The sequence below is a fragment of the Ottowia thiooxydans DSM 14619 genome (assembly GCF_000422885.1).
In the GTDB taxonomy this organism is placed as follows: domain Bacteria; phylum Pseudomonadota; class Gammaproteobacteria; order Burkholderiales; family Burkholderiaceae_C; genus Ottowia; species Ottowia thiooxydans.
Genome location: NZ_AUGX01000001.1, coordinates 63,238 through 81,187 on the forward strand (window position 1 = coordinate 63,238; position 17,950 = coordinate 81,187).

Sequence of the window (17,950 nt, forward strand, 5' to 3'; positions counted from 1 at the left end):
GCCGCCGGCCTGGCGCTTTTGCTGGCCTCAGGTTGGGCGCTCTGGATGGGCCTAGTGCACGATCAAGCGCCCTGGTGTATTACTCCAGCGTGAGCGACTAGCAGTTTCAGGGCCCAGCGTAGCGATGGCCCGAGTGGGTATCCCACCCCTCTGGCCGCGCTGAGAAGCGCACGGGGAGGGGCGGGCAAGAGCACTGAAAGATGCTCTTGCTTCGTGATCTAGCTTGCAGCCGCTGTTTGAACGTAGAGAACGAAGTGAACGCAGTGAGTTCGGCTGCACCGCCCCTTGACTGAGCATCGCAAGTTGCCCGAAGCGCAGCGCAGGGACGCGTCCGGCGGGGCCGCCCTTTCTTTGGTTACTTTCTTTGGGCCGGCCATCCGGCGGCGGAGCGAACGAAAGTGACTGCGCTGCCGGGCGCAATTCCCGGCCTCCGACCTAAAGAAAAGAGCAGAAGGTTATTTGCAACCGCAGTGCCTCATTCAACCGCCGCTTGCCCCCATCCCCGCCTTCCCCCAGCGGGGGAAGGAGTAAAACCAGCTCGCTGTCTCGGGCTCGAGTCGGCATGCGCGTCAGTATCAATACCTTCCAGGGGAGAGGAGGTTAAACCCCCTCTGTTCCAACCCGACTACAGCGCCGAAAGCCCTTTGTACAGCATGTAAGCAGCCAGCAAATACAAAATAGTCGCAAAAGCCCGCTTCAATTTCTTCACCGGCAAAGCATGGGCCGCACGCGCACCCAGAGGCGCCGTCAACACGCTACAACAAGCGATGACCACAAGCCCCGGTAGCCACAGATAGCCAAACGAATAGGGCGGCAGCCCTTCGATATTTTGCCCAGCGATCACATAGCCAAGCACGTTGGCGACGGCAATAGGAAATCCAAGCGCTGCACTGGTGGCTACCGCGTTGTGTATGGCCACGTTGCACCAGGTCATGAATGGAACACTGACGAAACCTCCACCAGCACCCACCAGGCCTGAGAGCAGGCCGATCACACCACCTGCACCTAACAAACCCGCCGTGCCCGGGATTTGCCGCGTTGGTGCGGGCTTCTTGTCGAGAAACATCTGGGTTGCAGAGAATCCCACGAACGCCGCGAATACCAACGCCAGGATAGAGCCTTTGAGCAGTGCAAATATTCCAAGGCTGGCCACCATGGCACCTAACACAATGCCGGGGGCAAGACTCTTGACGATGTCCCAGCGCACTGCACCCCTTTTGTGATGGGCGCGAACGCTGCTTATGGAGGTGAAGATGATGGTTGCCATGGAGGTGGCAATGGCCATCTTCACAGCCAGGCCTGGTGCCACCCCGCGCGCTCCAAGGATGGCAGAAATAAAAGGCACCATGATCATGCCACCGCCGATGCCCAGCAGACCAGCAAGAAAGCCTGTGGCGATACCCAGGAGCGCAAGTTCAAATATCAGGAGCGGTTCTATGGGCATGGCAACGGCCAAGTGATCAGATGTGGGCCAGACGCCGCCGTGTGCCGTCAATCAAGGGCATTCTGCTTTTGGTGAAAAAGGGGAGCAGAGGGCGGTGAGTGTGTGGAATAAGGTGTCTGCGAATGCCACCGAGCCCTCATCCTGAACGCAGGGTTCAGGTGGGCGAGGTCAGACTGGTCTTGGGTTCATCTGACGCGAGACGATCACGCTGACCAGACAATGTTCCAAGCCCCTGCTCAGAGAGCATAGGTTCAAGGAAATATAGAGCCCGGCGTGCACCGCAGACCGCTCTATTTTAGCGCCCCTTGAACGCATGTGCGGGCGGCTCGTGAGAACTCTCTGCGTGAAGGGCGTAACAAATGTGCCCAACCGCCAAAACCCTTATAAATCAGCTACTTAGGCGGTAGCGGGGTCAAAAATTTTGCTACCAGTGTTGCTACCAATAGCTCCGCCTAGTATAGCGCAATGGCCCTTAAACTGGCCAACTAAGCTAAATAAAGCTGAGGCAGCTCTTGTAATTTCTGTAATAAAGCAAATTTCTTTTGCGCCACAAGCAGTTTTTTCTTGGCCATTTCTATGCCTTTTGAGTGACGCGAAAAATTTTCTTCCTGGGTTTTTAGCATGTTTTCATAAAACTTTTTCCCTGCGTATTCGGAAATTTTCTGTTTAGCGTCCGCTGCCCATTTCGCGTGATGCTCAATCTCCCAATCGCTCACGCTTGGCAAATCTATGCAGCACTTAAAAAGCGAATTTTCCTTTTCGACTAATAACCATTCTTTTCCCTCTTTTGCTATTGAATAGTTTATTCTTCCCCAAGGAGCTAGGGAGGGGTCGGGTTCATCGTTGTCGGTAAAATAAGAAATCTTAGGGATTTGCTTAAAAAACTGCAACGTCATCTTTTTGCCATCGACGCGCAATGTTGCAACGGTAACTTCTTTATCTCCGACGTGAGCGCTAAGCGATTGCCCCATAATAAAGCCTTCTTATCAAGCTATGTCAATCTTTAATACCGAGCGCTTTTTTATGGGCAATGGCTGCCGGTGATGTTTCGGGAACTACTTGATTGGACGCGCAGACGATGCAAGAAATTTTCGCCTTGCCTGCGCCCAAACGTCGCCAAATACTGTATACCAGTGCAATTGGCCACATCAGAAGAACCCACAACGCAATTTCCATTGTATTGCTGCCTCGCAAAGCTGACTTATAGGTCTTAAAGTCATGGCCGCATGTCATGCAATGCAAATAGGGCTGTTTTTCCATTTCTGCTTGACGCTGCTCTGCCTGCTTTTGACTTCCCTCAATTGCTTTGGAAACCGCCCAAAGACCAACTATGGCAAAGCCCCCGAGCAACGCATATTCGCCGCCTAGTAGTTGTGCAATCAAGGTAAGAAATGCAATACCAGCAAATGACCAAAGGAGAAATTTGCCAAATTTTGACGCAACGAATTTTTGTAAAAGTCCGTCGGATTTGACAGTCGGCAAAGGTTTGATAGGTGCTTTATGCGAAATTGGATTGTATTTTGCGTAAATAATGCCACAAGAGGGGCATTCATATTCCGGTGCTTCATCAGAAGGCTTTCGCTCATACTGACATTTAGGGCACTTCATTGCATTGCTCCCCGTATTGTAAATTAGTTGCTTACGCGATACTTCTCAATATCGCCGCCAGCATCTTTAATTGCTTTTACCCACTTTGGGTTAGGCCCCTTGCCTCCGTGCCAAGTGTTTCCATTTTCATCACGATACTTAACGATTAAATCAGTTTTCGCCTTCGTAGGTTTTGCGGATTTAGATTTTGTGGACGTGGTTCCAAACAAATCAATGGCGGTAAAGCCATAGTCTGCAATTTGCTTTTTGAGTTCTACTAATTTGGCGTCGCGATTTGCGGCACGGATTGCCGCCAGTTGAGCCTCAACCTCTTTGAGCGCATCCATGCGCTTCTTGTGCTCCGCTTCCAACTTTGCCAATTGAGCTTCGCTTGTGTCAGTCATGGTGTCCTCCTATGTGATAGAGAGCACTGTAACACACGTTAACAATCATGAAAAGTCTAATTCTAGGCCTGGAATTAGGTCTGAATAGTCCTCTTGTACTAGTGGCGTAGGCTTCGGCGCCGGGTGCATATAGCTGTAAGTGGTTGCGCGGTATTCAGCAATTGCAAAAGTGCAATAACTGTAAATTTTGGCGTAGAGTTTTTCTTTTTCGTCGGTGGTAAAGCTTGATTTAATTAGCTTTCCAAGCGTCTTAGCGTGCTTGAATTTAATTTGTTCAACTTCGGCTTTAATTGTTTCATCGCACATGCGTAAAACCATTCTTTGCGTTGTACCGGCTCGGGCGGCTTCGTTGCGTGCAGCGCGAAGAATAAACGCCAATCCGGCGCGAGGATTTGCGGGACTGGTGGCTACCATGTGTTGAGGCTGTGGGTAAGAAATTAGAAGGCGCTGAGGGTCTACTTTTGCGATGCCTTCCGGTTTTTTCCAGTCGCTGGGGCATGGAATTCCGAGCTTTTGCGCTAGTTGCCCGACGTTCCAGCGGTCACGACCTTGAATTGCTTTGGCGGCTCGTATCCAGTCATACCCGGCTTGCTTGTCGCCTTTTGCACTTGCGTCCAGTAGTTGAAAGAGATTTTTTAAGTCGCTTTTGCTTTTGTCTTTTGTGTCATAAGCGGCCAGTTCTTTTGCGATATAGCCCATATCAAACTTGCCCTCTGGTTTAATGTCAACCCCATGACTATTGCAACTTAAACCAAATTTTTTCAATGCTGCCTTCCAGTGCTTCAAGACTATTTTTTGAAATTCTTCTAGGTCTGAGCTGGGGGCGTATGTAAAGAAATCATGAATATGAACATGAATCCCATTGGAGCCTACGGGGGATTCCATACATTGTACGCGGCCAAGGCTACCAATTTTTAAAAAGCTGCGACGCATAGCAACGTTAAAAACAGCCAAGGCTGAATAGAAATTAGCTACGTGCAATGCCCAATCACAATCGCGGCGATGTTTTGCCGTTAGCGTCAATAAGCCAATACACAAATTTTTTGCTTTGGCGGCGGGTACAAATGCGTTATCAGACCAATCACGCAGGGTGGCAGCCTTATAGCTTGCGCAATGCGGGCATAGATGTGCGTTGCCACATTGGGCGGCATCGTGCATGCGGGCAACGTTTACGATTTGCGTAATGTATTTGCCGTTAATTTTTTCTTTGATGGCTTTTTTTTCAACAACGATAAAGGCGGTATCGGGGTTGTCGCTGTTGTGGGCTTTGGCTCGCTGGCAAAGCTTCAAGCCATCACCAAGAATGTTTTTACCCGTTTCGAGAAAATCACGGGTTAGAAGCTTTGAGGCTTCGTGTTGTCTAATTGCAGTGATGTTAAATTTCATAGGTGTGTTCCATTTCAGTTGCGCAAAACTGAAATAAAACTCTATGAATTACTCCTCACTTATACTTGACAATCAACCTTGGTGGTATAAAATATATATGAAAGAGATTGATGCGTAGTGTGTTTACCGTCAGTCTTGAACAAATCAGATTGGTTCTCTGATTTGTTCCAATTAAATTACCATAACATGGTATTAAAATCAAGAATAGACCGGGTGTAGAAATACATCCGGTTTTTTTCTTTTCTGACTGTCGCAACCTTCAATTCTTGGCTCGTAGTGTGATATCAAAAGTAAATGAAGTTACGGACAAATTAAATCGCTGAAATCCGCATGCTTATTAGGTTTACTCGGATGTGTGTATGACTAATACAATTATTCCCTAGGCGCTGCGCCCCCCAGCCTCTGGCCGGGGCCCCCCGCAATGGCTACACCAACATGAACAGCATTGCACCAAATATTGCAAAGTGTTATGATGCACGAATCCACCAACAATGGAAAACAGCATGCTATTACGTATATCGGTAGTCTTGATTTCTTTGGTTAGTGCGCCAGTATTTGCACAAACAATGTACAAATGCGGAAATACTTTTAGTCAGACTCCTTGTGCAGCGGACGCACAAAAAATTGAAGTGAAACCTTCGACTGCTGTTGATTGCTCAAATTATCAACACATTGGAACAGAGGCGTGTAGGGGGAAAAGTAGTTCGAGCAATATAATCAAAGACATTGATGCTGCTCGCGCGAAAGTGCAGAAGCAAATTGATTCAATGCCGCCAACTTTGCCACCCAGCGCAGAAGTTATAGAGGCGAACAAGAAGCGTTGTATTGCTCGCATTACAGCAATGCTAAAAGACCCAGAGTCCGCACGAATTGGCGAAATAACTCGTTCTGCTGGACCGGCGCCTGACTATCAAACTAATTTAGGCTGGTTTCCTAGCATTACTTATGCGGTCACAATCAATGCAAAGAATAGCTATGGTGGATACACTGGTGCCAAGACTTGGGGCTGTTCTTTTGATTTGCAAGAAAAAGAGATAATTAAAGCTCGTTCGTATGAATGACTAGATGCAGGACGCCCCCCAGCCCCCACGCCCTAGCGCGGGGGAGCATTACCCCACAAAGCAGAAAAGCGGCCTAAGAGCCGCTTTTTCGTTGCTTTGCAATCATCATTTTGTCTTTAAGACATTTGCCAATTCGTAGAGCATCAAGGCTTTTTTATGGTCATTGTATTTAATGTTATTGTCAAAACACGCATCAAAAAGTTTTACAGGAATGTAAGCCTGTCTATATTCACTCCAAACCCCGATAATTTGGGCTGTTGCCTCCATGAGACAAAATAAATCTAAATTCAAATAGGGGGTATGATATTTTAGAGATGTGGTGTAAAAAACCGCATTCATAAACTTTGCATTGTAAACAATGACTTTTTTACCCTGTGTCAAATTTGCTATGGTGGGTAGTAAGTCTTTCCAGCGTGGGGCACTGGACGCCATTTCATCGGTGATGTGATGCTTTAATTGTGCGTTACCCTTTTTAATTTTCCATCTTGGATGAATAAGGGTATCTAAAATCAAATTCCCGTTGTTGTCAGCAATTTGAATTTTTATAATTCGTCCGTTTAAATCTGTCGATTCAACGGCTAAAAAAACGTGGTCTTGTGAAAGAACTTCTGGGAGAGGGTTGGGGGTTGGTGTATTAGTCATGCCCCCATATTGCATATTTTAATAATCAATGCTAATTGATTGGGGGCAATAAATAGCTTTTTGTCTAGATTGATTTTTTGTAGGGTCACAACCTACCGTCCAATCTTGCAGAGGCTCAGACAACTGCCGCGCTTGCTCCTCGGCTAATTCGCGTTCGCGTTCTAATTTCTCTGAGTGCGCTTTAAAGGCTTGCGCCTCTAAGTCCGAGATTGAGGCATTGTGGTCAATGATGGCGTTATATTGTGCAATTAAATTTAATGCGTTTTTGTCGCTAAGTATTTTTTTGAACAACGTCTTGTTGTGTTCTATTTTTGTTAAATGAATTTCTGTTTTAGATAGCTCAGCGTCATAGCGCTCAATTTTTGCCGTACCTAGCCCGATTTTTGAAAATAAGCGTTGTGTACTGCTGGGCTTAGTTGCCAAAAGTTCAGCATGTTTAGCCTGCCATTTTTCTTCAATGATTTTCAATTCTCGCTGTTTTTTTAGTGTCTCTTGATGGCGAAAATAAGCTTTTTCGCATGCTTCGGGCATTAATTTGCGTTTAAAGGGGCTTTCTATATCCTCGAAGGGGATAGCCTCAATCCTTTCTACATCGACGCTTTTAGGGGTATCTGGCGCGGGTGTGCTTTCTGGGGTTGCCAAAATTGAAGCGTTAGAAAGCTCCGCTTTCAACAGCTCCGCTTTTTTTTCATACGTGGCTACATTGGCGCGATGTATTTTTACCTGAGTGTTTTGTGCTGTGATAGCGGCTCGGTATTCTTTTCCGGCTTGAATGGGGATATGTTTTGTTGGAATGTGTGTGGGGTCAATGTCAACAAATTTTCCCGAATAAACATAGAAATCTGAGCCAAGCTTTTCGGCGTGGGCGTTGACGATTTTGCAAATTGCTTCCCGAAGTTTAGAAACTTCGCCGGTCTTCATATCATCAAGAATTCGGGTCTTTTTGCCAAATTGTCCTAATTCGTCCACGGCTCTCGTGGTGAACATCATGTGCACGTGGTTGTTTCGATGATGTTTATTGGGGGCGTGAATTGAGCCAGAGACGGCTACGCCGTAAGTATTGCGCAGGTGCTGCGCAATGTCGCGGACGCATTCGCGCCGCTCGTCATTTGTCCACTCATCGGGAAGGGGGAGCATCAGTTCACGGGCAACCGTCGAATTCTTACGATTCTCTGCGGCTTCGGCTTTATTCCATAATTCTGAAATGTCATCTGCACCAATGAGCAACGTTTCAATGTGGCCTTTTTTGCGGGTGTAGTCGTGAATTAGCCCCGTGGTTTGGTCTATGAGCTTTACACACGCACGATAGGCGGCGGCGGCTACGGCGCTACGCCCAGCGCTACGCGATATGGTTTGAAGGGACGGGGTAAACCAAGTTGCAAGAGATTTAGACATAGGCTAAATCTCCCGGTTGCGAAGCAACGCCCCCGGCAGGGCGAACGGCTAACTCCCCCTTGTGGGGAGTTTGCATAAGTGAGCCCTTGCAGGGGGCTAATAGATGATGACCTTTTAATTTATCCGCTAACATATATCTTCGCCTCTAATTTCAGAATAGCAGAAAAAATCACGATATGCGAATTTAATTAGAATTTGAATTAATTTTATGCTACCCTAATTTTATTAGGGGCAATTAAAATGAAGGCAGACGATATAAAAAACAGGATAGAAAAGCTAAAAGTTGAGAAAAATCAGCTAGACAAACGTCAACGGAATCTTGAAGCACTCATGAACAAGAAGAAAAAGAATGAGGACACCAGAAGAAAAATTATCCTAGGCGCACTCATTCTAAAAGAATTAGAAAAAAATAAAGGCCTACAAAATTACGTTGTAGGCCTTTTGAACACGCTCGGAGAGCGCGATAAAGTGCTATTTAAAGAACTTACATCGGGTCAACAAGCTCCGAAAAATCCGTAACCAAACCCTCCCACGGGGCTTTTTTTGTTTCTATCAGGTCGCGGAATTTTTCCAAGGTCGGAAAAATTGCGGCGGCGAGTGCTTCAATGTTAATTTTATTTGTGTATATCGAGACATTCACATTCTCTATTTCATGCCCTATGAATTGACAGCGATTTTCTAAACTAACCCCACTTTTCATCAATTCGTTATTCACGAATTTTCTTAGGCTGTGAAAAACTAGCTTCTCTCGCTCAATTTTTGCACTTTCTAAATTTCGGGCGAATTTCTTACCTACTGCGTTGCCGGTGCCCTTGCCTTCTTTTTCCACATATTTGAAAATTTTGTCCGTCTTTTTCTCTAAAAAATCGGACACCTTCTCAATTAGGCAAGGGTGCAATGGAATCTCACGAATTCCGGCCTGTGTTTTGCTATCACGGATAACAAGATAACTTACCCCGGCTGAGCTTTTTTTGAAATTATCCTTTTTGAGACTTGTAATTTCACCAATCCGACAACCCGTAAATAACCCGAAGAGAACAGCGGTTGTATAGTCCGGGTCTTTTGCTTCTTGTTCTTTAAAGAATTCACTTTTGAAAAACTGCTCAATTTCTTCTTTTTCAAAAATCGCATAGCCTCCGCTAAGGCGTTGCTTTTTTGTCAGTAGTGCGCGGTTTTCGGCTGGGTTGCCGTTGCGTGTATAGCTTTGTTTCATAGCGAAATTAAAAATGGCTCTAATAATTGAAATTTTATTGTCAATTGTGCGGATGCTGTTGCCTTTTTTGACTCCATTTTCTTTTTTCGCTAGAAATTCTTGATACCGCGTTATGTCGCTAGCGGTGATGCGAGTAATTGGGGGATTTTTTAAAAATTTGGCTAATTCGTCGATGCAATTTTTGTACGCGATTGCCGTGGCCTGCTTCACCTGTTTAAGCGACAAGAATTTTTCTAGCAATTCCGCAAGTTTTAGGGCCGTAGGGTCGTCTGCTGGTGCTTGTGTAGCAATTGGCGCGGGTGCTTGGGGCTGGGCCTGTTGCATCTGCTGCATGGCTTGCAGGGCTTGCATTAGCCGGGCGTGGTCTTCGTCGCCATCGGCTTTCAGGATGCCCCGAGACAAGTCCAGTTCGTAGGTGCTGAGGTTGCTCAGGTCGGGCTTCTTGTGCATTGTCAGGCCGTTCAATAGATTGATGGCTCTGATGATAGCTACGCGCTTGTAGCTCGTGCGCAAGGAGCGCTTGACCTGCTTACCACCTATGCGGGTGTGTAGGTAGTAGCTGGAACCCAAGAGGTAGATGGGGAGGGGCAAAGACATGGATTGCTACCAGTTTTGCTACCACCCAAAACAAGAAAACCCTTGTAACTCATTGAATTACAAGGGTTTTTTGCTTTTGGCGGAGAGGGAGGGATTCGAACCCTCGGTAGGGTCGCCCCTACGCCTGATTTCGAGTCAGGTACATTCGACCACTCTGCCACCTCTCCGCAGTGCCGAACTCTGAATTATAGCTGGAGCTATGGGGCTCTCCAGAAAGTTTAAAAAAATTCAGTGTGATTGCTCAAACTTGGAGAGCGGTCAAAGCCTTTTCAAGGTTTTCGCTCCATTCCGTTAGTTCATGCGCGTTCGACTTGAGCGAACGATGGTCACAAACGCCAATACCGCGGAAAGCATAATCAGGCCCCATGCAGACAGCGATGGGACAGGCGCGATGATGGCCACAACCGCTGTGGACGCGCAGGTGACGAGTACGTTGGTCACGTTAGCAGCGTTGATCGAGCCCGTGCCACGCGTTACTTCACACCTCTGGCCTTGCGGCTGCGTACCGACAGTGACCACATAGCTGGCACCGTCGAGCAGGGGCTCTGAAAAAATGAAACCGCCGTCGGCATTCATTGTCAGGTTGTCACCAGCATTGTTCTGCAGCATCACTGAAGCGTTTGCGGCCAACCCCGTCAGGGTGCCGCTGACTGTGTAGATGGATCTGCATGTCACGAGTACGTTGGTGACGTTGTCTCCTGGAATATTGCCGTTGCCACGAGTGACCTCACAGCGCTGGCCAGGGGGCTGGCTGCTCACGCTCACGGAATAAGCCGCGTTGTCTGCAAGCTGCGAGGGAAACACGAAATTTCCAGCCGCTGTCATGGAGAGCAGATCACCATTGCTGTTCATCAATTGCAGTGTGCTGCCCGCATTCAGGCCGATCACTTCTCCTCCTACGGAAAAGCCCGGAACCCATTGGGCATACAGCGTGACGTCTTGCGTGACCGGCGTTGCGAAGTTGTATAGCGTTCCTTGGGCGAAGCTTGGGTCGGTATACCAGCCTGCAAACGCCTGTGAACCGTTGGTGGTGGTGCCCGTCGTGGCTTGATCGTTGTAAGCCACAGTCTGAGGGGCGACTGCGGTGCCTCCGTTCGAAACAAACGTCACGGTGAACTGGCAGGGTTCTTGCAGATCTCGGAGTACTACGTTGGTGACGATAGGGGAGGATGCAGTCGCTCCATTCTCGTGCAGCTCCAGAGGGAGCGTATCTTGCAGGGCGCACAAGGAAACCTTGATCGACTGCACGCCGCTTCCAGCTGCCATGCTCAAGGAGGCTTCGATGTCTCCGAACTTCACTCCCAGGGCCGTAGGCGCATCCACGTCGTCGGTCCATGCCTGTGCTGAAACTTCATACCTTTGCCCGATCACCAGATTGGACACTGTGCGCGTCATGGATCCACGGGGCCGACCTTCGCCTGGCTCGTTCAGCCACATGGCTTTGGTTGCTCCGCCTGGAAAAGGCGCTCCCCCTGAGTTGCTCTCTGCCAGAAAGGCATTGCCTTGAAAAGTCCAGCCGGTGGTGCAAGTGGGAAGGGGTTGATAAAGGGTCAGGAAGATCCAGGGCGAAGAGCCTCGCGCGGTGCCCACGTTGGGGGCCCTGAGCGTAGAAGCTGTGCATGTACCAAAGTTCTCGGTGAACTCAGGGGATGGCTGCGCCTGAACGGCCAAGCAGCTTAAGGCTACGGACAGACCCAGAATCCCACGGAGCCACAGTCGTCGCACCAGGGCAAAAACGCCGTTTCTTTGCATTGCTAGATGCCCTTTGTCATTACGAATATGAGACCACTCATAAGTGATCTCTAGTTTAGAGGGGAGTCAGCGACGCCCAACCTTGGTAACGGGAATATTTGGCAAAAACGCTTCACATGCGTCGGGACCCGCCCATCAACCGAAGGTCGGCAGCTTTTCGAAAACGCGGATAAATTATGCTAAGATAGCGGGCTTCGCTGGTGAGGGATATCCCCGCCAGAGGCGATGTTGGTAGGTTTGGAAAATTTTCAAATCAAGCTGCACCGCCAAGAAAGTACCGAATTTCAAGCTATAATACAAGGCTTGTTCCTCGATAGCTCAGTCGGTAGAGCGCCGGACTGTTAATCCGTAGGTCCCTGGTTCGAGCCCAGGTCGAGGAGCCAAAATAGACAAGGAAACCCTGCTACTCAAAAGGTAGCAGGGTTTTTCTTTTCTGGTTTGATGTAAGGGCGGGTGTAAGTCAATTTTTTGCTACACCAGATCTAATTGCGGTCCGACGGTTGAGAGTCTTTACCAAGCATCCCCTCGGCACGCTCAAATGCAAATGCCCACACACCGTTTTCGTCCCTCTCGGATTTCAAATCTTTTAGGGCGCTAGCTGGAACGCCTTACAGAGATCTCTCGGGTCACAACCTGTGAAGATTAACCCTCTTGTGAAACAACGGCTCTTCGGAAGTTGGTGTGGAAGGCTGCATGTCGCTGCACCTGCTCGAAACGGAAGTTCATGTGGAAAGTCGCTCACTGGTCACCCCGACGGGCTGGCAGGCCAATCGAGACCCGGAAGCGCTTCAGCGCCTCCACGTCGGCGGTGAACTCGGCCTCGGTCTCGTGAAGCTCGCACCGGTTGGCCGTGGGGATTTCCTCAGATTGAGGAGATTCGATGGCGCCGCGCGCGGCCAGCATTTCGATGGTGCGCTTGACGTTGTCGTGGCGCTTTTCAACCAGGTCAGCAATTTCCTGGCTGGTCATGGTGGCGGTCGCGCCGCCGTTGGTGATGAGGGCGCTCATGCTTGGACTCCGTCAGAGATGGCGGGCACAGCCGCCTTGGGTTTGCGGCCGGGCTTCTTGCGCTCCGGGACGAACTTGGCCTTGAAGGCCTGGAATGCGGTGTCGCGGTGAGCCTTCCAGTAGCGGTCCCACCGCAGGCGGTCTTCGCGAATGGCCTGCGGGGTGTGGCGGCGAATTTCCGCAGCCAATTCCTTGGCCTTCTCTTCGATGTTCTGGCGCGCGCGCCACTGCCAGTCACGGCCCTTGACGTCGATGTCAAGGCACCAGTAGTCGCCCGCGAGCCAGAGCTTCATCGGACCCTTCATGCCGTCCGGGCGGGTGCGGTTCAGGGTGAACTCGAGGTTGCCGTCTTCCCAGCACACCTTGGCGCCGCTCTCGGGCCACTTGGTGTCCTTGGGAATGACGCCCTCGGCTTCGAGTTGGGCACGGGTGCCCTTGTAGCGAGCCCAGTAGGTGGGCTCGATGCAGACCAGCAGGTCAGCCGCTGTGGCGGGCTGGTCGGGCTGGTCGGGCTGAATTTCGGAGAGGGGGAGTGCGGGAACGAGGCGCAGGTGCGCCGGTGCCGGTGCGGTAGAAGCAGCCATGATTGGCCTCCAAGCGGTGCGGTTTTGAGAAACCGTCGCCTTGGCTGCAAATCCGTGGCGGCGGCTCGACGGGTTTGCAGACCGGGCACCGCTTGCGCGAACCGGCAGGGCTTGCGCCCTCCCATCGAGCCGCCTAAAAGGGGCGCGAACGAAAAAGCCGCAGAACCTCTACGGTTGGCTGCGGCTTTCGCTACAGCGGTGCTTCGGGCTGCAAAACCCGACCTCTGAAGTGCAGAGGCGAGCCGAGTTTCACCGAAGTTGGTGGGACGTGTCAACACCCCGGCGAAAATGGTGTCATGAGCGAAATTGAAATGGGCGACATCCTCGACTCGCCCGGATGGATGGCGGCGAAGTTCACACGCTCGATGTAGCTGGATGCTCCGTTGCTCGCATTGAAAGCAGCAAGATCAGATTGCAGGTTGGGAGTGGGAGTGCCGGCCGCTTTGGCCGGAGTGATTGGCGCGTCTTGGCGTGCCAGATTGATAGCGGACATGAATTCAGCTCCTGAACGAGGCTGAAAATCCACCGTTTGCTTTTTCAAGCGTAGCGGGTGGGCGGGATGTTGAAAACACGGGTTCAGCCGTGCGGCCATCCTTACGGGCAAGCCCATCCCGCCCAAAAATCTTTTGGGCAAGAGCAAACGCACCTGCGCCAGAAACCGAGCATGACAAAACCTCGCTTGACGGTGGAGGTAGCAACCGCTGAACCAAAGGTGTTTTCAAGCACCTGATGTCATTGTGATGTAGCGCGGGAAAGTGTGCAAGCTGGTAAATTCCGCCGTATGAACATGATCACAGGCTTTAGACGTCTCTATCTCCTCATTTCAATGCTCATCTTGGTGGTGATATCGGGGATCGTCTGGACCGATACCACTCCACCCCTGTCATGCGATACACCCATTGGGCAGGTTGCTTCGTTGCCGACGCCAAGTTTCAAAACCATCGAACCAAACGAAGTGGTCTGGGATGCCCAGGCAAACTGTCTAACCGTCTCTCAACGTCTCAGGGAAGCGGTACTAGCGATGGTGATCGGATTCGTCGTACTGTCAGCCGCCTGGCTTATTTTTCGTTGGGTCGTGACTGGTTTCTTTCCTTCCTCGGTAGGCAAGCTCTAAGCTTCCTTTTCTGCTTGAATTGGTTTGGTGCGAATAGATTGCAGCAAGAAATGGGCGAAGGGCGTTCACGTGGAAGACTAGGCTGAGTATCTGGACATGCGTAGAACTGGTGAACGAAAGGAGTTGGGGCGACTCACCGAGCGATCGTGAGACACGGCGAGCTTTGCAAGCACTTTCATGCCCAACTTCGCACTTGGCATGATTCAAGTCTTTGTGGAGATTCACATGAATGCGATACCGGTTCTTTCGATCAGAAAGAAAGACCTTCCCGTGGCAATCGGACTAAGCAAATCCACGATAGACAACCTCCGTCGGGAGGGCAGTTTTCCCAAACCGAGATTGATCGCCAATAGATCTGTTGCTTGGCCAGTGGATGAACTTCAAGATTGGCTCAGAAGCCGGCCCCAGGTAGATACGGAAGTTGAATCCTATGCAGAGAGCCTTCGCGAATGCGTGGCTGAGTGCTCCGTTAGTTCGAGTGAAGCTCTCTCCGAATGGATGTCTTGCCATAACCTAACCCAGCATCAGGCTGCTAAGACCTTGGGAGTGTCTTCACGCGCTCTGAAAAGCTACCTTGCAGGCGAGATACCTGTGCCGCGTACGGTTACGTTGGCTTGCATTGGATGGACGCATCAGTCTCGGGACTAGCCGGTTGCTCTGGTAACGTGTCTGGCGGGTCATTCTTAGCTGTCTGTAGATCGCATTTGAATGAATGAGATGCGTCGCCAAACCAGATCGACATCCCTACACGAATGTCTTACGCTCTGTGCGAACGTAAACACTTGTGAGTTTTCTTGTTAGGAGCACGGGATAGGCCCAGTCCTCGATGAATCAACTATGTCCAACGAAAAACTTGCATTTCACTCTGGCTTCTATGGCGACGATCACGAGGGACACGTTGCTGCATTAAAGAATTCGTTGGCTCGTGGCGACTTCTCGAGGTTTGGTGAGAGGGCTGGAGCTCGACGGAAGATTCGAAATCTGGAGCGCCAGATCCAGTTTGAGAAACGTTCCACCCCCCAGGGTATCGCCGAGCGACAGGCGCGAGCAGCTGAACGACAGGTAGCCGCGGCGTATGTGGCTATCGGTATTTCATTGATATCTCTCGTGACGTCCGTCTTGGCCTACATAGCTTCCACGAAGTAGGGCGGGCTTCCGGGTCGCCTCAGAGCGTCAAAGTAGTAGATTGCGGACTTGCTATCCGAAAGCGACAGCCGTTCCAAAACTCTCATCTCGAATGGTCGAATCGATGTACTGTTGCCTGCTGCACATTGAAGCTCGTTCATGGCATATGGCATGAGGCCGACAGGCGTACCTCCTAATCAGTTTGATGACTAAGATTCCAGACCGTTCATTAGGCGCTCTATTTTTCGCACTCGACCGGCTATATCGGAGGCCAGTATTGCGGTATGGTGGCCTAGCTCAATGGTCGAAAATTGCATGGCCGAGCCGGTCATCAGATTCGCCAGCATGCGGTCTTCACGCGGAGTGAGAGTCAGTACTTCATCTCCAACTTCTACCTTCACTGTGCCGTCTGACATTGCGGTCTTTGACATGGGTCTAGCTGGCGGGTGGCGGACAGCCGGCACGAATACGCCGCGTTGAACCCGCAGAATGTCGCCTTCGTCCACGAGTACGCCCAAGCGATCGTCAATCGTCGTGAGTTTCAGGCCCGTGACGTCGGCAAGGGTTTCGCGGGTGACAATCTGCTCCTGGGCATGCAGGTCCTGCACCGCCTCAAGAATAGTCACTAGGGTTGATTTACGAGGTTCTGACATCTGGCTTCCTTTCCTCTTTAAGTCCGTATAGGTGCGTGCGGCACTGTCCTGCCGCGGCGATCAGGTAACCATGAGGTCATGGCTTCAAAGTTCTTTCGCCGTGATCTGAGCTCGCTTCTGCAGATGCGTCCTGGCCTTCACCAGGGCGAGCTGGATTTCAGGTTTTTTTAGGTTGACACTCGTTATCTGTATGGCAGGTTTGAGAGCGGCGACCGGCAATAGCCTCGGATTGATTTTTGAGACGGCGTCATTGCTGTTCTTCTGCCGCTATTAAGGTTCCAAACGTTACGCCTGGTAGGCGGCTGGCTTTTTGTTTGGTCCTTTGCAGAAGGGCTGGGCCAATGCTTTGGGCGCTATGTTGTTGCATGTTGCGCGTTACTCCCGATATCGTTGGCCCCAACCCAAGCAATGGCACTTTTGCAGCCAACCGATCAATTAGGTCTAGTCCTCTGCCCATGAGTAGTGCACCGGAGTTGCTGTTATTGACCGCAGATCCGACAGGTTGAGCACTGGTGTACTGCGACACCTTGCCGGCAGCCTTGAGTTGCGCGATTTCTTCAGAACTGAAGAATTGTTGTAGTTTGCGTTGACCTAAAGCCAACATTGCGCGATTAAAGCCTGCCGCACTGAATCGTGCGGTCTCGTCCGATGCGTTGCCGATGGCTGCCGACTTGAGATGTGCTGCAAGGCTAGCGCGCACTGCTTCCAGGGTATCCGGATCATTGCGACGCAACTCTTCCGCTAAATTTCCTGTGTCGACGGTCTTGGCACTGCGATTGATGACATACCTCTGTACAAAATCGTCTGGCGTTGCTGTTCCTTCATAGACCGCCTTCAGACCTGGAATTCGATCTACGCGCTCCATCATGGTTCTGTTAGCAAGGCGGGCGCGATTGAATGCGTCCAGAGCTTGCTCGCCAATTTGAGTGCCTCCTGCATAGAGTGGATTGGCACTAGCGGTCGTGGGTCCACCTGCTAGTCCAGATTTTCCCAATTCCATAATCGGCGTGTCATCTAGCGCTTGGCGTACCAGGCCAAGCGCCATTCGAGCTTGACCGTCTCCGCTGGCCCGCTGAAGCTTTCCTATCGCCGTTTTAAGCTGTTCCGCATAGGCGATGTCGAAAGGAACTTCTCCTAGCGCAATGCGATTTAGATGTTGACTGACAGATGAGGGGAGCGCACCGCCCAGCAATGCATCGTCCAACAGACGGTTGGCTTTGGATGTGAATTCATTGCCATTCAGCGGAAATGAGCGGCCTGCGCTGTCTCGCGCCTGCTCGTATAGGTGATCGATGCTTTGTTTCTCGCGCTTGATTCCGCCTTGAAGTGCGCTGATAGCTCGTTCGCCCACCGAATGAGCATCATCAGAGCGTCCAGCTCCTAGGCGGTTGATGGTGCCGATCAGAGCGTTGTTGTTTTCATTCTGAACTTTGGCCAAACCGTGGAGGCCACTATCGTTCGAATTTGCTCCGATCTTGGAGAGATTCTGTTCTCGAGTAATTTGGATGGGGTCAAGTGTGAGGGTGCCGCGAGTCGGCAAAGCCCCCACCCGCTGGAAATCCAAGAGACGCGACAACGAGGTTGAATCAAGCGATTTGCCGGAGCGCAATGCGGCTTCCGCATCTTTGCGCATAGATTGCTTTATGGCCTCAGGCACATCTTTCCAATTTACACCCGCACCACTCAACGCTTGATCAATCTGCTGTTCTACCCGTTGGGCTCGCAAGGGCACAAGTACACTTGCTGATTGCAAGCCTGCCCGTGCGGCTTGAACCATCCCCCCCGCCGTGAGGCCCCCCGCTACTCCAGACGCTAACTGTGCGAATTCGTTGCCACCGCTTGCCCGGGATGCGCCGGCGCCAGCACCGGTGCCGGCAGCGCCGATTATTTGAGCCCCTGGATTTGAGCTCAAGAGCTTAGCTGCTGTCTGTATTGGACCTGCCGTTGCCTGGGCCACCTTGCCTGCTGCTCCGGCCATACCACCC

Annotated in this window: 18 protein-coding genes and 2 tRNA genes; 5 read left to right on the plus strand and 15 right to left on the minus strand. The window is 50.7% G+C overall.

Going from position 1 to position 17,950, the window contains the following annotated elements:
* Window positions 1-625: 625 nt before the first annotated feature.
* The 5 genes from G518_RS0100300 to G518_RS39735 all read right to left on the minus strand — a co-directional run bounded on the left by G518_RS0100300 (window position 626) and on the right by G518_RS39735 (window position 4,821).
* Entirely contained in the window at window positions 626-1,444 is an 819-nt protein-coding gene (locus tag G518_RS0100300) for a sulfite exporter TauE/SafE family protein (protein ID WP_028600820.1), read from the minus strand.
* 485 nt (window positions 1,445-1,929) lie between these two features.
* On the minus strand, window positions 1,930-2,415 hold the full coding sequence (locus G518_RS0100305) for a hypothetical protein (protein ID WP_028600821.1): 486 nt from the start codon (window positions 2,413-2,415) through the stop codon (window positions 1,930-1,932).
* A 25-nt stretch (window positions 2,416-2,440) separates the two neighbouring features.
* Complete coding sequence (locus G518_RS0100310; RefSeq protein WP_156909211.1) at window positions 2,441-3,052, minus strand: hypothetical protein; 612 nt, start codon at window positions 3,050-3,052, stop codon at window positions 2,441-2,443.
* A gap of 23 nt (window positions 3,053-3,075) precedes the next feature.
* Window positions 3,076-3,435 (minus strand): H-NS histone family protein, encoded by a 360-nt coding sequence (locus tag G518_RS33235; protein WP_036593110.1) that lies wholly within the window; start codon window positions 3,433-3,435, stop codon window positions 3,076-3,078.
* 45 nt (window positions 3,436-3,480) lie between these two features.
* Window positions 3,481-4,821 carry a hypothetical protein gene (locus G518_RS39735; protein WP_156909212.1) on the minus strand — a complete coding sequence of 447 codons (1,341 nt, stop codon included), beginning with the start codon at window positions 4,819-4,821 and terminating at the stop codon, window positions 3,481-3,483.
* A gap of 491 nt (window positions 4,822-5,312) precedes the next feature.
* Here G518_RS39735 and G518_RS39740 point away from each other — a divergent pair, with 491 nt between their 5' ends.
* Window positions 5,313-5,882, plus strand: a complete 570-nt coding sequence (locus tag G518_RS39740; RefSeq protein ID WP_169457879.1) for a DUF4124 domain-containing protein — start codon at window positions 5,313-5,315, stop codon at window positions 5,880-5,882.
* A gap of 105 nt (window positions 5,883-5,987) precedes the next feature.
* On the opposite strand, the gene G518_RS0100330 is transcribed toward G518_RS39740, so the two are convergent.
* Together G518_RS0100330 and G518_RS38155 are read right to left on the minus strand one after the other, a co-directional pair.
* The gene (locus G518_RS0100330) at window positions 5,988-6,524 is read right to left on the minus strand and encodes a 3'-5' exonuclease (RefSeq protein WP_156909214.1); all 537 of its coding nucleotides are present in this window, start codon (window positions 6,522-6,524) and stop codon (window positions 5,988-5,990) included.
* Window positions 6,525-6,542: 18 nt separating this feature from the next.
* Window positions 6,543-7,919, minus strand: a complete 1,377-nt coding sequence (locus G518_RS38155) for a MobA/MobL family protein (RefSeq protein WP_051235759.1) — start codon at window positions 7,917-7,919, stop codon at window positions 6,543-6,545.
* A 240-nt stretch (window positions 7,920-8,159) separates the two neighbouring features.
* Between G518_RS38155 and G518_RS39015 the strand changes: the two genes are divergently transcribed.
* Window positions 8,160-8,438, plus strand: a complete 279-nt coding sequence (locus G518_RS39015; protein WP_084651283.1) for a hypothetical protein — start codon at window positions 8,160-8,162, stop codon at window positions 8,436-8,438.
* Here the strand turns inward: G518_RS39015 and G518_RS0100340 are convergent.
* From G518_RS0100340 to G518_RS38160, 3 genes are all read right to left on the minus strand, one after another.
* On the minus strand, window positions 8,404-9,729 hold the full coding sequence (locus tag G518_RS0100340) for a phage integrase SAM-like domain-containing protein (RefSeq protein ID WP_028600826.1): 1,326 nt from the start codon (window positions 9,727-9,729) through the stop codon (window positions 8,404-8,406). The two genes, G518_RS39015 and G518_RS0100340, sit on opposite strands and share 35 nt — an antisense overlap.
* A 77-nt stretch (window positions 9,730-9,806) precedes the next feature.
* A tRNA-Ser gene (locus tag G518_RS0100345) sits at window positions 9,807-9,896 on the minus strand.
* Window positions 9,897-10,020: 124 nt separating this feature from the next.
* Window positions 10,021-11,481 (minus strand): IPTL-CTERM sorting domain-containing protein, encoded by a 1,461-nt coding sequence (locus tag G518_RS38160; RefSeq protein WP_051235760.1) that lies wholly within the window; start codon window positions 11,479-11,481, stop codon window positions 10,021-10,023.
* 307 nt (window positions 11,482-11,788) lie between these two features.
* Here G518_RS38160 and G518_RS0100355 point away from each other — a divergent pair.
* A tRNA-Asn gene (locus G518_RS0100355) sits at window positions 11,789-11,864 on the plus strand.
* A 355-nt stretch (window positions 11,865-12,219) separates the two neighbouring features.
* On the opposite strand, the gene G518_RS40320 is transcribed toward G518_RS0100355, so the two are convergent.
* The 3 genes from G518_RS40320 to G518_RS0100370 form a co-directional block, all read right to left on the minus strand.
* On the minus strand, window positions 12,220-12,489 hold the full coding sequence (locus tag G518_RS40320) for a hypothetical protein (protein ID WP_028600827.1): 270 nt from the start codon (window positions 12,487-12,489) through the stop codon (window positions 12,220-12,222).
* Window positions 12,486-13,073 (minus strand): hypothetical protein, encoded by a 588-nt coding sequence (locus G518_RS0100365; RefSeq protein ID WP_028600828.1) that lies wholly within the window; start codon window positions 13,071-13,073, stop codon window positions 12,486-12,488. Before G518_RS0100365 ends, G518_RS40320 begins: the two co-directional genes overlap by 4 nt.
* A 271-nt stretch (window positions 13,074-13,344) precedes the next feature.
* Window positions 13,345-13,566, minus strand: a complete 222-nt coding sequence (locus tag G518_RS0100370) for a hypothetical protein (protein ID WP_156909215.1) — start codon at window positions 13,564-13,566, stop codon at window positions 13,345-13,347.
* A 288-nt stretch (window positions 13,567-13,854) separates the two neighbouring features.
* Here G518_RS0100370 and G518_RS0100375 point away from each other — a divergent pair, with 288 nt between their 5' ends.
* On the plus strand, window positions 13,855-14,187 hold the full coding sequence (locus G518_RS0100375) for a hypothetical protein (protein ID WP_028600830.1): 333 nt from the start codon (window positions 13,855-13,857) through the stop codon (window positions 14,185-14,187).
* Between the two features lie 225 nt (window positions 14,188-14,412).
* A complete protein-coding gene (locus G518_RS41485) occupies window positions 14,413-14,835 on the plus strand; it encodes a helix-turn-helix transcriptional regulator (RefSeq protein WP_425414272.1) in 423 nt (140 codons plus the stop codon).
* 686 nt (window positions 14,836-15,521) lie between these two features.
* Here G518_RS41485 and G518_RS0100385 read toward each other — a convergent pair.
* Together G518_RS0100385 and G518_RS0100395 are read right to left on the minus strand one after the other, a co-directional pair.
* Entirely contained in the window at window positions 15,522-15,965 is a 444-nt protein-coding gene (locus tag G518_RS0100385) for a hypothetical protein (protein ID WP_028600832.1), read from the minus strand.
* 247 nt (window positions 15,966-16,212) lie between these two features.
* Window positions 16,213-17,742 (minus strand): hypothetical protein, encoded by a 1,530-nt coding sequence (locus G518_RS0100395; RefSeq protein WP_156909216.1) that lies wholly within the window; start codon window positions 17,740-17,742, stop codon window positions 16,213-16,215.
* Between the last annotated feature and the right edge of the window lie 208 nt (window positions 17,743-17,950).

Bases quoted from the DNA above. Each gene is read 5' to 3' on its own strand.
- G518_RS0100300 (WP_028600820.1), bottom strand. From the start codon at position 1,444: ATGCCCATAGAACCGCTCCTGATATTTGAACTTGCGCTCCTGGGTATC.
- G518_RS0100305 (WP_028600821.1), bottom strand. From the start codon at position 2,415: ATGGGGCAATCGCTTAGCGCTCACGTCGGAGATAAAGAAGTTACCGTT.
- G518_RS0100310 (WP_156909211.1), bottom strand. From the start codon at position 3,052: ATGAAGTGCCCTAAATGTCAGTATGAGCGAAAGCCTTCTGATGAAGCA.
- G518_RS33235 (WP_036593110.1), bottom strand. From the start codon at position 3,435: ATGACTGACACAAGCGAAGCTCAATTGGCAAAGTTGGAAGCGGAGCAC.
- G518_RS39735 (WP_156909212.1), bottom strand. From the start codon at position 4,821: ATGAAATTTAACATCACTGCAATTAGACAACACGAAGCCTCAAAGCTT.
- G518_RS39740 (WP_169457879.1), top strand. From the start codon at position 5,313: ATGGAAAACAGCATGCTATTACGTATATCGGTAGTCTTGATTTCTTTG.
- G518_RS0100330 (WP_156909214.1), bottom strand. From the start codon at position 6,524: ATGACTAATACACCAACCCCCAACCCTCTCCCAGAAGTTCTTTCACAA.
- G518_RS38155 (WP_051235759.1), bottom strand. From the start codon at position 7,919: ATGTCTAAATCTCTTGCAACTTGGTTTACCCCGTCCCTTCAAACCATA.
- G518_RS39015 (WP_084651283.1), top strand. From the start codon at position 8,160: ATGAAGGCAGACGATATAAAAAACAGGATAGAAAAGCTAAAAGTTGAG.
- G518_RS0100340 (WP_028600826.1), bottom strand. From the start codon at position 9,729: ATGTCTTTGCCCCTCCCCATCTACCTCTTGGGTTCCAGCTACTACCTA.
- G518_RS38160 (WP_051235760.1), bottom strand. From the start codon at position 11,481: ATGCAAAGAAACGGCGTTTTTGCCCTGGTGCGACGACTGTGGCTCCGT.
- G518_RS40320 (WP_028600827.1), bottom strand. From the start codon at position 12,489: ATGAGCGCCCTCATCACCAACGGCGGCGCGACCGCCACCATGACCAGC.
- G518_RS0100365 (WP_028600828.1), bottom strand. From the start codon at position 13,073: ATGGCTGCTTCTACCGCACCGGCACCGGCGCACCTGCGCCTCGTTCCC.
- G518_RS0100370 (WP_156909215.1), bottom strand. From the start codon at position 13,566: ATGTCCGCTATCAATCTGGCACGCCAAGACGCGCCAATCACTCCGGCC.
- G518_RS0100375 (WP_028600830.1), top strand. From the start codon at position 13,855: ATGAACATGATCACAGGCTTTAGACGTCTCTATCTCCTCATTTCAATG.
- G518_RS41485 (WP_425414272.1), top strand. From the start codon at position 14,413: ATGAATGCGATACCGGTTCTTTCGATCAGAAAGAAAGACCTTCCCGTG.
- G518_RS0100385 (WP_028600832.1), bottom strand. From the start codon at position 15,965: ATGTCAGAACCTCGTAAATCAACCCTAGTGACTATTCTTGAGGCGGTG.
- G518_RS0100395 (WP_156909216.1), bottom strand. From the start codon at position 17,742: ATGGTTCAAGCCGCACGGGCAGGCTTGCAATCAGCAAGTGTACTTGTG.